The 14,052-nt window shown below is 33.1% G+C and carries 13 protein-coding genes; 11 read left to right on the top strand and 2 right to left on the bottom strand.

Features of this window, described 5'->3' with window-relative positions:
- Positions 1-143 precede the first annotated feature (143 nt).
- From B3J44_RS01670 to B3J44_RS01685, 4 genes are all read left to right on the top strand, one after another.
- A complete protein-coding gene (locus tag B3J44_RS01670; protein ID WP_286965211.1) occupies positions 144-884 on the top strand; it encodes a LytTR family DNA-binding domain-containing protein in 741 nt (246 codons plus the stop codon).
- Positions 885-986: 102 nt separating this feature from the next.
- Positions 987-1,538 (top strand): hypothetical protein, encoded by a 552-nt coding sequence (locus B3J44_RS01675; RefSeq protein WP_286965213.1) that lies wholly within the window; start codon positions 987-989, stop codon positions 1,536-1,538.
- A 259-nt stretch (positions 1,539-1,797) separates the two neighbouring features.
- The gene (locus B3J44_RS01680; protein WP_286965215.1) at positions 1,798-2,169 is read left to right on the top strand and encodes a hypothetical protein; all 372 of its coding nucleotides are present in this window, start codon (positions 1,798-1,800) and stop codon (positions 2,167-2,169) included.
- A 56-nt stretch (positions 2,170-2,225) separates the two neighbouring features.
- Complete coding sequence (locus B3J44_RS01685; protein ID WP_198855359.1) at positions 2,226-2,408, top strand: hypothetical protein; 183 nt, start codon at positions 2,226-2,228, stop codon at positions 2,406-2,408.
- Between the two features lie 217 nt (positions 2,409-2,625).
- On the opposite strand, the gene B3J44_RS01690 is transcribed toward B3J44_RS01685, so the two are convergent.
- Positions 2,626-3,987 (bottom strand): hydroxymethylglutaryl-CoA synthase family protein, encoded by a 1,362-nt coding sequence (locus B3J44_RS01690; RefSeq protein WP_286965217.1) that lies wholly within the window; start codon positions 3,985-3,987, stop codon positions 2,626-2,628.
- Between the two features lie 355 nt (positions 3,988-4,342).
- Here B3J44_RS01690 and B3J44_RS01695 point away from each other — a divergent pair, with 355 nt between their 5' ends.
- The 5 genes from B3J44_RS01695 to B3J44_RS01715 all read left to right on the top strand — a co-directional run bounded on the left by B3J44_RS01695 (position 4,343) and on the right by B3J44_RS01715 (position 9,655).
- Positions 4,343-5,008 carry a succinate dehydrogenase cytochrome b subunit gene (locus B3J44_RS01695; RefSeq protein ID WP_198855361.1) on the top strand — a complete coding sequence of 222 codons (666 nt, stop codon included), beginning with the start codon at positions 4,343-4,345 and terminating at the stop codon, positions 5,006-5,008.
- A gap of 11 nt (positions 5,009-5,019) precedes the next feature.
- A complete protein-coding gene (locus tag B3J44_RS01700; RefSeq protein ID WP_286965220.1) occupies positions 5,020-7,020 on the top strand; it encodes a fumarate reductase/succinate dehydrogenase flavoprotein subunit in 2,001 nt (666 codons plus the stop codon).
- Positions 7,021-7,115: 95 nt separating this feature from the next.
- Positions 7,116-7,862, top strand: coding sequence for a succinate dehydrogenase/fumarate reductase iron-sulfur subunit (locus B3J44_RS01705; protein ID WP_286965222.1), 747 nt, complete (start codon positions 7,116-7,118; stop codon positions 7,860-7,862).
- Positions 7,863-8,074: 212 nt separating this feature from the next.
- Positions 8,075-8,851 carry a DeoR/GlpR family DNA-binding transcription regulator gene (locus B3J44_RS01710; protein WP_286965224.1) on the top strand — a complete coding sequence of 259 codons (777 nt, stop codon included), beginning with the start codon at positions 8,075-8,077 and terminating at the stop codon, positions 8,849-8,851.
- 36 nt (positions 8,852-8,887) lie between these two features.
- Complete coding sequence (locus B3J44_RS01715) at positions 8,888-9,655, top strand: nitrilase family protein (RefSeq protein ID WP_286965226.1); 768 nt, start codon at positions 8,888-8,890, stop codon at positions 9,653-9,655.
- Here B3J44_RS01715 and B3J44_RS01720 read toward each other — a convergent pair.
- Complete coding sequence (locus B3J44_RS01720) at positions 9,652-11,340, bottom strand: Ig-like domain-containing protein (protein WP_278020237.1); 1,689 nt, start codon at positions 11,338-11,340, stop codon at positions 9,652-9,654. The genes B3J44_RS01715 and B3J44_RS01720 overlap by 4 nt on opposite strands.
- 174 nt (positions 11,341-11,514) lie before the next feature.
- On the opposite strand from B3J44_RS01720, the gene B3J44_RS01725 reads away from it, so the two are divergent.
- A complete protein-coding gene (locus B3J44_RS01725; protein WP_286965229.1) occupies positions 11,515-12,519 on the top strand; it encodes a hypothetical protein in 1,005 nt (334 codons plus the stop codon).
- The coding region (locus tag B3J44_RS01730) for a hypothetical protein (protein WP_286965231.1) at positions 12,479-14,052 on the top strand (1,574 nt) is incomplete at its 3' end. The genes B3J44_RS01725 and B3J44_RS01730, both read left to right, overlap by 41 nt.

The following is a 14,052-nucleotide window of genomic DNA, read 5'->3' on the forward strand; positions in this document are numbered from 1 at the left end:
ATAGAAAAAATAACGCTGGATTCAGAACCAAATGCAGAGGATTTTTATGCCAAAATGGGATTTGTAAAAATTGGAGAATTTGAAACGGCAATAAAAAATCGTTTTATGCCTATTATGGAAATGAAACTTTAAATTTAATTCAAGTGAAACAGCTTAATATTTCCATAAAACATAATCTCGTAGTTGGTTTACTAATTGCTTTATGGCTTTTTGTTTTTGCTTTCATTATAAAACCGTTTGACGACGGAACCATAAATTTTAGAGCTTGGTTTTTAATCAGTTTTGGTTTTAGTGTAATGGCATTTTTGTGTTATGGTTTCTTAGCGTTTATTCAAAAAAGCTTTTACGAAAGAATAGGGAAGTGGAATATAGGTTTAGAAATAACGGCTATTTTTCTGTTTCATTTACTCTACTTAATTGGTGTTTTTACTTTTTATAAAAGTCCAATTTTAAATGGCGGATATGATTTTTTAGAATTCTTTTCGATAATATTTATAAAAGTCGCTCTAATTTTAACTCCAGTAATTATTCTCGCAAGAAGATATTTAATCAAACTAATTCCGATAAAAGATGATGTTTTGCTATTTAAAGGAGAAAACAGATTAGACATTCTAAAAATCAACAAAGCCGATTTGGTCTGTATTTCGAATGCACAGAATTATGTTGAGATTTTTTATCTCGAAAACGGAAAACTTCATTCTAAACTAATTCGTTCCTCGCTCAAAAAAATTCAGGACGATTTTGGTTTTTTAGTGCAAATTCATCGTTCGCATTTAATAAATCCGTCGCATTTTAAATCTTGGAGAAATGCAAATACAATTATTTTGACTCAAATAGAACTTCCGGTTTCGAGAAATTATAAAGATGTTTTAATGGCGTTGTAAATTTCGTACCTAAAACAATACATTTTATACCTAAGCCAATAAAATTGGGGTTTTAGAAAAGGTTTCATTTTAGTTTTGCTTCATCAATTTTTAAAATAAATTATGAAAACAAAACATTCTTGCATGATCGGAGCAGTACTTTTTTTAGTTAGTTATTTATTTTTTTCAGGCCTTTTGCCAAGTTTAAGCGAATCTGTAGATTTTGCGCATTGGTTCAATTTAATTGGCGCATGTTTTTTATTATCGTTTAATGATGCATTTCCAAAAACGAAAATTAATAAAGTTGCTTCTGCGCTGACAACTTTAGGTGTTATTGCCCACATTGGACTTTGTACAATCGATTTTATCATGTCGAGTTACGGAAGTAATGAAATCGCAAAAGAAGCATTAAGTCAACATATCAGTAATTCTCCATTGATTTTTTATCCATTTGTGGCTGTTGGTCCCTCTTTGCTTTTTCTTGGTTTGGCTTTGCATGCATTTACTTTTATAAAAACAGAAACCGTAAAATCTTTAATGGTAATTGTGGGCTCGGTTGCTGTTGGATTTTCATTTTTTGTTTTGAAAAATGGATTTTTGATGTTTTTGAGTTGTGCAATTTTTGTTTTGGGATTGAGTTTGTTGTTTTGTAAAAAAGGAATTGAAAAGTCATAGGATTAGTAATAGCTATGTTTTTAATTGAATTTTGACAAAGGTTTTTGCACACAATCTTGTCATTTCGAGGAACGAGAAATCTCCACTAGTGGCTCTACAAAGATTGGCGACATTCTGTACGGAGCTTCTTGTGGAGATTTCTCGTTCCTCGAAATGACAACTGAGTGGAAAATTAAAAAAGTTGAAATATTTACTTCGGTTTCTTTATTTGAAATGTGTATTTTCGTTTAAAGAATCCGCCATTCAAAAATAAAACTAATTGAAAAAACATATAAAATACTTAATTGCACTCTTTCTGACTTTTGTCGTGATTGCGGGTGATGGTGCTTTATATTCTCAATCTAAATCGGCAGAATATTATCAGTCTTCGTTTGTAGTTTTAAGAAAAGAAATAGAGCTTAAAAGTTCTCGTTTATATAAATTCGGGCAAGTTGTTTCCTGGAATGAAATAAGATTTTCCATTGTTTTGAATTTTATCAAAACCGAAACTGTTTTTACTTTTCAAATTAAGAAACTGCTAAAAATTCAAAATCTGCTTCATCAAAAACTAATGTCATTTATAAATCAATCTGTTTTTATAAATGAAATAATCAGTTCAAAACACTTCGATAAAAGTTTATACAGCGCTTAAGAAATTATTTCTAAGTATAGATGATCAATAATGTCTAATCATTTATCATTTTCAAAATGTATAAACAAAATAAAAACTCTCGTTTGGAGCAATCTAAACGACCGCTTCTTCATTGGATAAAAAGGAAATTTATAATCGTAATTACAGCCTTTATGCTAGGAATGGCAAACGGAATGCATACGGAAGATACTCGAATCAAAGGGAATCAAAATTATACAGAACAGCATAAAAAAGATTGATTATTTAATTAGAGAATATGTCAATGCGATAATTAGAAAATGTTTTTCTATTTGTCGTGGCCTTTGTCAAAGTTTTAAACTTTGACAAAGGTTTTTGCACACAATCTTGTCATTTCGAGTCTCGTTCCTCGAAATGACAAACTAAAGGTATAAAAACAAAAAACCGAAGCAAATGCTTCGGTTTTTATTTGGAATTTGGGATTTCAAATATTGGAATTTAGTCCACCCATTTATAATAACGAGCTCCAATCAAAACTGGAATCTCTTTTTCAATTCTATCTAAAACCCATTCGTTTTTCGGAGTTCTTACGCTTTGTTTTTGTTCTTTTTTATGAAGACTTTCGTAAGTGTTGAAATCAATTTCTACGCTTTCGGCTAAGTTTTCGAAAAGTTTTACGTTTTCTAAAGCCGATTTCCATTCTGGTTGAATTGTTCCTTCAAAAACTTTTGATTTAGACCCGCTTCCATAAGCCAAGAAACCGAATTTAGTTCCAGCTACTTCTTTTTTAGTATCATAGAAATGAGCCAAAGTTGACAATAATCCCATGAAGATTGAACCCGTATAAAGATTTCCAATTAATGAAGAAGCCAATTCTGCAGGTTGTAATTTCTCGGTTACAAAACTTCTGTAATCATCAGATTTTGCTACTTCTTTAATTTTTGTCTGATAATCTGCTGGCGCAATATCATCAGCAATAATCTTTTCGGCACTGTCTAAAGCGTAGATTTCAGACAACATTCTTCTTCCCTGAAAAGAATATGGCAAGTGCATCACAATACTGTGCCAAGTGTTATATAAAGTTTCGGTAGTGTTTTTTAATTTTTTGAATGAAAAATACGCATTACGCGTACGATCCATGTAACATTGATTCGAATATTGTCCGTCAAAAACTGGCTGATCTTTATGGATTTCGATTTCGGCTTCTAAATTATCAAACCACGAATCATTGTTTGTGTTTTTGGTAATTTCTTCTTTAGAAATCGTTCTGTATGGTTTAAAGAAGTCGAAAACACCTTTTGTGCTCGTTGCCCAATTATCATCAAAAGCAATGATTTTTGGATTTGCAGTAATTAACATGGCAACAGCTCCTGCGCCTTGCGTATATTCTCCGCCTGAGTTTAAATCGTATTTTGCAAAATCAGAAGTAACTACGATTGCTTTTTTAGTTGGATTTAATTTTACAAAATCTAAACAGTTTTGCATCGCATCAACTCCGCCAATGCAAGCAAAAGTGAAATCTACAACATCACATTCAGCCAAAGCATCTTCGCCAAATTTTTGCTCCATTAAACTAATTAAATAAGAAGCAATTGGTTTAGAACTGTCAATGCCGCTTTCGGTACCAACATAGATTCGGCTTATTTCGTTCAGGTTTATTTTATTGTCAACTATAAGTTTTGTTAAGGCGTTTGCTCCAAAAACTACAGCATCTTGGTGAACATCTGGAAAAGTCATTTTTAGTAATCCAAGACCTTTTTCTAATTTTTCTGGCTCAATATTTCTGGCGATTGCCAAAGTTTTTATGGGTAAATGTATGTTTGCTACATCAAAAGAGATAGCATCAATTCCTGTTTTCATTATTAATTTTTTGAGCCGCTAAAGGTAAAACTATGTTGCGGAATGACAATTTTTTACTTAGACAAAATTTCTGTAGAAGAACACTTTTGAAGAAAATAAATCAAAACTTTGAATAAAATAACAATATGATAAATTTTTGGTAATCTGCTTAAGAACCAATTTTCGGCCTAAGGCTTAAAAAACAGTTTTTTAGAGTTTCTATAGTGAATTATTTTTTAGCAGCTTCATTTTTGTACGTAAAAATACGTAGAATCGTGCTATTTTAAAATCATTATAAATAACAGCGAAATGGTTGTAGTTCTTTCGTAATTGAATTATTTTTGTGTAATTTTTTAAAACAAACTACTTAACACTTATGGCACAATCTGCACAGTTGAATGCTTCCATCTTAAAGAAAGTGGCTATGGCTCTTTCGGGAATATTCTTAATCACGTTTTTAGCGCTGCATGTTTCCTTAAATTTTATTTCTATTCTTAGTGAAGATGTTTTCAATGAAGCTTCTCACTTTATGGGATACAATCCGCTGATTCAGTATGTAATGCAGCCAGTTTTGGCATTTGGAGTAATTTTCCACTTCGTAATGGGATTTGTACTTACAGCACAAAACAGCGCAGCAAGACCAATTGCTTATGCTAAATACAACGGAGCCGCAAACGCTTCTTGGAGTTCTAGAAATATGATTATTTCTGGATTGGTTATTTTAGCTTTCTTAGGATTGCACTTCTACGATTTCTGGTTTCCTGAAGTTACCTACAAATATATTGCAGGTACAGCGCCAGACGCTACAAGGTATTATGGTGAGTTGGTTCACAAATTTCACGATCCAATCCGTACAGCATTGTACTGTGTGTCTTTTATCCTTTTAGGATTTCACTTATGGCACGGGTTTGCATCTTCTCTTCAATCTGTAGGGATGCACAACAAATACTCTAGATTTTTATCAAAAGTAGGTTACTGGTTTGCAGTTGTAGTTCCAGCGCTTTTCGTAATTATCGCTTTATTTCATCATTTCAATAATTAATATCAATTATAATGGCATTAGATTCAAAAATTCCAAATGGTCCTATTGCGGACAAATGGACAAATTATAAAGATCATATTAATTTAGTAAACCCTGCTAACAAACGTAATCTAGATATTATCGTAGTTGGTACAGGTTTAGCTGGAGGTTCGGCTGCGGCTACTTTGGCTGAGTTAGGATATAACGTAAAAGCATTCTGCTTCCAAGATTCTCCACGTCGTGCGCACTCTATTGCAGCACAAGGAGGTATCAACGCAGCAAAAAACTATAAAGGAGACGGTGACTCTATTTACAGATTATTTTATGATACTGTAAAAGGTGGTGATTACCGTGCTCGTGAGGCAAACGTTTATCGTTTGGCTGAAGTTTCAGGTAATATTATTGACCAATGTGTGGCTCAAGGGGTGCCATTGGCTCGTGAATACGGCGGACTTTTAGATAACCGTTCTTTTGGAGGAACTTTGGTTTCTCGTACATTTTACGCACAAGGACAAACTGGACAGCAATTATTGTTAGGAGCTTATTCTGCAATGAACCGTCAAATTGGTCGTGGAAAAATTAAAATGTACAACCGTCACGAAATGCTTGACATTGTAATCGTGAACGGAAAAGCGAGAGGTATTATTGCTCGTAACTTAATCACTGGAGAAATAGAAAGACATTCTGCTCACGCGGTAGTAATTGGTTCTGGAGGATACGGAAACGTATTTTTCCTTTCGACAAATGCTATGGGAAGTAACGCAACAGCAGCTTGGAAAATTCATAAAAAAGGAGCGTTTTTCGCAAATCCTTGTTACACGCAAATTCACCCAACATGTATTCCGGTTTCAGGAGATCACCAGTCAAAATTGACTTTGATGTCTGAGTCTTTACGTAATGACGGTCGTATTTGGGTTCCAAAAAATCTTGAGGATGCAAAAGCAATCCGTGAAGGAAAGAAAAAAGCAACCGATTTATCTGAAGATCAAAGAGATTATTTCTTAGAGAGAAGATATCCTGCATTTGGTAACTTAGTGCCTCGTGACGTTGCGTCTCGTGCAGCTAAAGAAAGATGTGACGCTGGTTTTGGAGTTAACAAAACTGGAGAAGCAGTTTACTTAGATTTCGCTGCTGCAATTAAACGTTACGGAACTGAAGATGCTTATGTAAAAGGTCTAGATGATAAAGATGCTGCTTTGGTAACTAAATTAGGAGCTGCAATCGTGAAAAGTAAATACGGAAACTTATTCCAAATGTATTACAAAATCGTCGACGAAGATCCTTACACAACACCAATGATGATTTACCCAGCGGTTCACTACACAATGGGAGGAACTTGGGTTGATTATAACTTAATGACTACAATTCCTGGATGTTTCTCAATTGGAGAGTCTAACTTCTCTGATCACGGAGCAAACAGACTTGGTGCTTCTGCTTTGATGCAAGGTTTAGCTGATGGATATTTCGTATTGCCTTATACTATTGGAGATTATTTAGCTCCAGATATTAAAATGGGAGAAATTTCTACAGACTTGCCAGAATTCGTTGAAGCTGAAAAAGCGGTTGTAGATCAAATCAATAAGTTTATCAATAATAACGGTAAACATTCTGTAGATTATTTCCATAAAAAACTTGGAAAAATTATGTGGAATAAAGTAGGTATGGCTCGTAATGCTAAAGGTTTAACTGAAGCTATCGAAGAAATTGCTGCTTTACGTGAAGAATTCTATAAAGATGTAAAAGTTCCTGGAAACGCTAACGAATTTAATCAGGAATTAGAAAAAGCGACTCGTGTTGCCGATTTCTTAGAATTAGGAGAATTGTTCGCGAAAGATGCTTTACACCGTAACGAATCTTGTGGAGGTCACTTCCGTGAGGAATACCAGACAGAAGAAGGAGAAGCACTTCGTGACGACGAAAACTTTGCATACGTTGCAGCTTGGGAATACAAAGGAAAACCAAGTGACGCGGTATTACACAAAGAACCTCTTAATTACGAAAACATTAAATTAGTTCAAAGAAGTTATAAATAAGAATTTGGTCGAAAGCCCAAAGTCTTAAAGTCAAAAGGCAAAATGTGCCGAGCGACTTGCGACTTTCGACTTTATGACTTTCAAACGAAAAAGGTATGAAACTTACATTAAAAATATGGCGTCAAAAAAACGCTCAAGATAAAGGAGGGATTGTAGAATATCCTATCGATGGAATCGAACCAGACATGTCTTTCCTTGAAATGCTAGATGTTCTTAACGAAGATCTAATCAACAAAGGAGATGAGCCTGTAGCATTTGACCACGATTGTCGTGAGGGAATCTGCGGAATGTGTTCTTTATTCATCAATGGTGAAGCACACGGACCAGACAGAGGAGTTACAACTTGTCAGTTGCACATGCGTATGTTTAAAGATGGCGATACGATTTTTATTGAGCCATTTAGAGCAAAAGCTTTCCCAGTAATTAAAGATTTAGTAGTTGACAGAAGTTCTTTTGACAGAATTCAGCACGCAGGAGGATTTATCTCTGTAAATACTTCAGGAAATACAATCGACGCGAATACTATTCCAGTTAACAAAGACGATGCAGATAAATCATTTGATGCTGCTGCTTGTATTGGTTGTGGTGCTTGTGTTGCAACTTGTAAAAACTCTTCAGCAATGTTATTCGTTTCTGCAAAAGTTTCTCAATATGCATTATTGCCACAAGGTAAAGTTGAAGCAACAGATCGTGTTTTACACATGGTTCACCAAATGGATTTAGAAGGTTTCGGTAACTGTACAAATACAGGAGCTTGTGAAATCGAATGTCCAAAAGGAATCTCGCTTGAAAATATTGCACGTATGAACCGTGAGTATTTAGCAGCAAGTTTAAAAGGATAAAGAATACAATTTAGTATATTTGAAAAAACGCATTCATTAATTTGGATGCGTTTTTTTGTTGGTTTAGACTACGAAGCTGTTGTATTGTTGTTTTGTCTTTAATTTGTTATTTAAACAAATACCATTACCTTATGAAGTCCTTTTTTAAGGTTTAACGACTTCGTGGGCTACATTTAAATTCTTACTTTTGTAAGTAGAAAAAATTAAATGGCATGAGCACTGAAAATGAAGTTTTAAATTACAGTAAAGAAGAACGTAAAAATCATATTTTAAAAGAGATTAACTTGCATACACGTGTGAGTTTTGAAACTCTTTCGGCAAAACTTGGAGTTTCTGAAGATACTGTTCGTCGTGATATTAATGAGCTTGATGCCGATTCGCTTTTAATTAAAGTAAAAGGTGGCGCGATGACCAAAGGATATCACTATTCTTCTTCCAATCAAACTTATGCTGTAGAAGCTAAACAAGTTATTGCACAAAAAGCTGTAGGTCTTCTTCATGACGGAATGGTTTTAATTGTTGATGGAGGAACAACGATTCGTGAGTTCATTCGATTAATACCAAACGATCTTAATTTGACTGTTTTTACTATTACAGCCTTAACAGCAGTTCAGCTTTTAGATAAACCCAATATAAAAACAATCATGATTGGCGGCAGTATTTCTTCTTACAGTCAAATGTGTGTAAGTGGGGAAGCTTTTCATCAATTAGCCAATATAAAAGCCGATTTATTGGTTTTAGGAACAAATGCTTTAGATGTAGACGGAGGTTATTCTGATTCTGACTGGGAAACGGTTCAGGTAAAAAAGGCAATGATTCAAGCTTCAAAAAAAACAGCAGTTTTAACCATTACTGAAAAGCTAAATACAGTTCTTAAAATGAAAATTGCAAGTTTGTCTGAGGTAAATTATGTTATTACCGAAGAAGAGCCAACAAGCGGCAAATTAGCGGCATATAAAAGCGCTGTTCCGAGTTTGGTTGTAATCTAATTTCAAATCGTTTTTTGACTTTCATATTATTTAAAAATGAAAATTGCTTTAATCCAAACCGATCTTTTTTGGCAGAATGCCAGTAAAAACCGAGAAAATTTTGATTCAAAAATCAATGAAATTCAATCGGAGGTCAATCTAATTGTACTTCCTGAAATGTTTTCGACCGGATTTACAATGAATGCTTCTGAAGTTGCGGAAACGATGCAGGGAGACACAATTGAATGGATGAAATTGAAAGCAAAACAAAAAAATGTAGCTATCACAGGAAGTGTTGTCATTACAGAAAATGGAAAATATTACAATCGTATGATTTTTGTTTTCCCGTCAGGCGAATTTCAATATTATGATAAGCGACATTCGTTTTCACTCGCAGGCGAAGACAAGGTTTATACGTGCGGAAATCAAAAAGTTATTGTCGATTATCTGGATTGGAAAATATGCCTTCAGATTTGTTATGATTTGAGATTTCCTGTTTTTGTACGAAATGTAGAAAATTACGATCTCATTTTATATGTTGCCAATTGGCCAAAAGTACGTACCAATGCTTGGGATGCTTTACTAAAAGCTCGCGCTATAGAAAATCTTTCGTATGTAGTTGGAGTAAATAGAATTGGTAATGATGCTCACGATTATGAACATATTGGACATTCGCAGGCGATAGATTTCTTAGGGAATTATGTTTTAGAACCGCAAGAAAAAAATGGTGTTTTTGTCATTGAATTAGACAAAAACACCATGTATGAAACGCGTAAAAAATTAGACTTTTTAAGCGATAAAGATCAGTTTGAAATTAAACTCTAGAAAGCTTTCCGTTTCTTTTCTGCTTCTTTTTTCTTTTTATCGTCTTCTTTTTTCTCGACTGCTGGATTAAACGGAATGCTCAGGTCAATTGTTTCGTTCCGATCCCAATTGGCACGGACATCAAATTCCTCTTGATTGTAAAATACTTCTTCGGCATATTTCTTTTCTAAGAAACTACCTGTATCATATTGCTTGTTTTTGTTGTCATCGTAAATAACGCGAACAGTAAATACATCTGGTTGCAGTAGATTGAATTCTAATGTAGTTGCACCTTCAGAATACCCTTCTGCCAAAACAACGTCTCCTTTTTTATTGGTCAATTCGACAATTATAGGAAAGCGTTTTACATTTTTAAGAGTCAAAATAATATTTCCGTAATCGGCATATTCTTTTGTGCTTAGTTTGTAAGACAAAGTATCGTTTGATTTTTCATAGAAATCGGTCAAAGCACCTGGCAAGAAAGTGAAACTATATTTGTCTAAAGGCTCTTTTTTGAAATCAATGTAAAGTTTCTGGTCAAATTCATCATATTCTGTTGTATAAGGAACAGCAATAGAGTCTTTGTTTATTAATGTAATTTTAGATTTGTCAAATTTTACCAGTGGCGTTTCGGTCTCTAAAGTAAAACGTTCTCTAAAATTAATCTGCCCATTTTGTAATGCTTTAATATTTAAAGTATCTTTTTTCAAAGCTTTAATCTTGAAAGAAAACTTTTTATTATAGCTTCCTTTTTCAACTTCCATCGATAAAGAATCTACTTTTATTGGTTTGTACCAAACTTGAAGCGAATCTTTTTTTGGGAATTGCGTTATAATAGTTTCCAGAACCTCATTGCCGTTTTTAAGAACAACTTTCGGTTTCGAATTCTTGAAATTCTGTTTTCCTTCATAAGGAAGATATAGACGATTTCCTGAGGCCTGAATAGGTTTGAAAACTTTTAGAGGCAATGTTTCTTTAAATAATTCTAAGTCATAAACAGAATCTGTCGGAATGGTAATGTAATTTTTCAAAAATCCGATTTTATCATCTTTCGGATTAAATTTGTTGTTCGATCCTTTGTCTTTTAATGCTACTAAAAGATATTTTCCTTCTTTTAAATTTTCAAACTGAAAAGTTCGCATGCTGTCCAAAGTGTTAGTTATGTAACGAGGAAATTCTTTGTAAATAGTAGAATCTTTGAATTTGTCATTTACTTCGTATAGCATTACAGAAACGAAATTGTCGACATATTTTCCATAAGAATCTTTAATTCTTCCGCTCAGTTTTAAGGAATCAATATAAGGTCCAGTAGAGAAAACATATTTAAACTGATTTAAAGGATTCCCTTCATTATTATCCGTAATTGCTTGTCCGAAATTGAAACTATAAGTCGTGTTTGGCTGTAAAGTATCTCGAATTTGAATCTTTATAAACTTACTAACATTCGTAGGAGTGATTAACGGCTCATTTTTTAAAGGAGGAGAAATAATTAGCTGTTTGTTTGTGTTTTTAAGTTTGACATATTCGTCAAAATTTAAAGTGATAGTATTTCCTTTAAAATCGGTTGAAAAATTTTTAGGAATGCTCGATATTAAAACAGGCGGCAATGTATCTTTTAAACCGCCGGTAATGCTGCCTCGTTTGGCACAGCTTATCATTGAGATTAAAATTATAAATGCAATGTATTTTAGAGTGTTTTTCAACATAATGGTTTTTCAATTTGATTGCACAAAATAACGATTATATTTGCTTTAATCGAAATTTTTTAGCCATTTATTAGGATTTGGCACTTTTAGATTCCTTGTAAGTTTTTAGGGTTTCAAACGCTTTAAGGCGATATAATTTCTTACTTTTGCTCTAAAATATAATTATCTAAAGTTTTGTTTAAGCGTTTTTTTTTAGTTTCGTTTCTCTTTTTAATGCTGTCATGCACTAAAAGTGAAAAGCCAGTAATCTCTTTTTATTACTGGAAAACAATTTTCAAATTTTCAAAAACAGAAAAAGAAGCATTAATCAATAACAATGTTCAAAAACTTTATATACGATATTTTGACATTGGGCTTCATCCAGAATCAAATTTTCCAATTCCGATAAGTCCTGTTCGTTTTGAAGAAAATCCCAAAGCATATAAAATTGTTCCGGTTGTTTTTATTCAGAACAAAGTCATGTTACAACCCAATTTGGATGTAAACGATTTGGCTCAAAAAACGTTTGGTTTTATTGAGCAAATCAATATTAAAAACAAAATTGAGTGTCAGGAAATTCAAATTGACTGCGATTGGACTTTAAAAAGCAAAGAGAATTACCTGAAATTTATTGAGGTTTTTAAAAAGCTTTCGAAAAAGAAGCTTTCTGCGACGATTCGATTGCATCAAGTGAAATACTTCAAAAAGACAAAAATTCCAAATGTCGATTCTGGAGTTTTGATGTATTATAATATGGGATCAATTGCGCCCGATTCTCTAAATTCTATTTATGATAAGAAAGTAGCAGAAAAATATCTTAAAAGTTTAAAAAGATATCCGCTACATTTAGATTTCGCGTTTCCAATTTATTCGTGGGGAGTTCATATAAGAAATAACAAAGTGATAGGACTTCGTTCTAAAATGAATAGCAGTGAACTAGAGAAAGATTCCAATTTTGAAAAAACAAGTCCGATTTTTTTCAGAGTAAAACAATCCAATTATAAAAATGGAGTTTTTTATGAAGAAAATGATCTCTTGAAAATAGAAGAAATTAAAACAGAAGATTTAAAAGAAATGGCAGAAGATTTGCAAGATCATCTTGTCGAAAAGCCAAACGAAATTATATTTTACGATTTAGACGAATTCAATTTAAACAATTATGAAAAAAATACTTTTAAGCAGATTATTTCTTGCTTCTAGTGCCGTTTTGCTTTCTGCATTCGGAATTATATACGCCTGCGCTGATGGAGATTGGGATTATTTAGGTTCTTACAATTCAAATTTTACTCCAGAAACTTTTGCCGATAAATCGTATTCGCCTTTGTTTTTGTCGGGCGGAATTTTCTACGGAATTGGTTTTGATACCCAACATAATTCTCGTTTTAATAAAAATATAAAATCAGATTGGGCAGATTATTTAAAAGGAAAAGTCGACACAACAACAGTCAATTATTTCTTAATTGGAGATGAAAAGCCAAGATATTATTCTGATGACAAAAATACCATCAAAAATAAAGAAGAAATTGAAGGCTTGCATGTTTATTATAAAACGAAAAAAGAAAATAAAAGCACGCAAAAATGGGGCAAAAAGCTTAATCTGAAAGATGAGAAAGTGAAGAACTTTGTCGAATTTTTGTATTTGGCTCAAAAAATAGAAACGGTTTCAATTGGTGAAGATTATTGGAGCTACGATCCTGTTGTGGCAAAAACATTCGATGATGCCAAGATGATTCAGTCCATAGAAAATGTGTATAATACTTTATCGGATCCGTTTTTGAAAAACAGATATTGGTTCTTGACCATGAAAGCGCGTTTTTATAGTAACGACAAGCAAAAAGCAATTGATTTTTTTAATAAAACAGAAAGCTCAGTTGCTAAAAACACTTTGTATTATCGCGGTTTGGCATATGTTGCTGGAATTAATTATAAACAGAAAAAATTTGCGACTTCGAATTATTTATACGCTCAAGTTTTTGATAAATGTCCAGAATTAAGAGTGGTGACAGCTTATAGTTTTAAGCCAAAAAATCAGTCAGATTGGACTAAGGCTTTGGCAATGGCAAAAAATAATAAAGAAAAAGCTGCGCTGTGGGCAATTCACGGATATTATAAAGATGAAAAACAAGCCATTGAGAAAATCTATGAATTAGATCCGAAAAGTGAGCATTTAAATTATTTAGCAACAAGGCTGGTTAATTCGCTGGAACAAAAAATAAATAATTCGTTTCAGATAGATGGGCAAGGAGAAAATCAGAAACCAAAACCACAGACTGTTGCTGAAAATAAAGCAGAAAATAAAACAAAAGTAGACAATAGCGCTGTTGATTTGATAGCGAAAATTTCTGCTGCTGGAAATACTGAAAAGCCATATTTGTGGGACATTGCAATTGGATATCTTCAATCGTTAAAAGGCGATTATGCGAATGCGGATAAGAATTATACGAAAGCTGAAAAAACACTTCCGAAAACAGAATTGGCAGGAATGCAACTTCGCTTATTGCGTTTTGTAAATAATTTAAGCAAGATCGATAAGCTGACAGATAAAAATGAGAAAACAATTCTAGCCGATTTGAATTGGCTATATTATGAACTTCCTAAAAATTATAAAGGAGACACATTTCGTTATCAAAATGCTTCTTCATGGAGCAGAAGCTATTTGTCAAATCTTTATAAAGAAAAAGGAGATTTTGTTATGGCTGAAATTTTTGGTGAATCCCGATATAGTTATTGGAA

The organism is Flavobacterium sp. UBA4854, from assembly GCF_002399805.1.
Taxonomy (GTDB): domain Bacteria; phylum Bacteroidota; class Bacteroidia; order Flavobacteriales; family Flavobacteriaceae; genus Flavobacterium; species Flavobacterium ginsengisoli.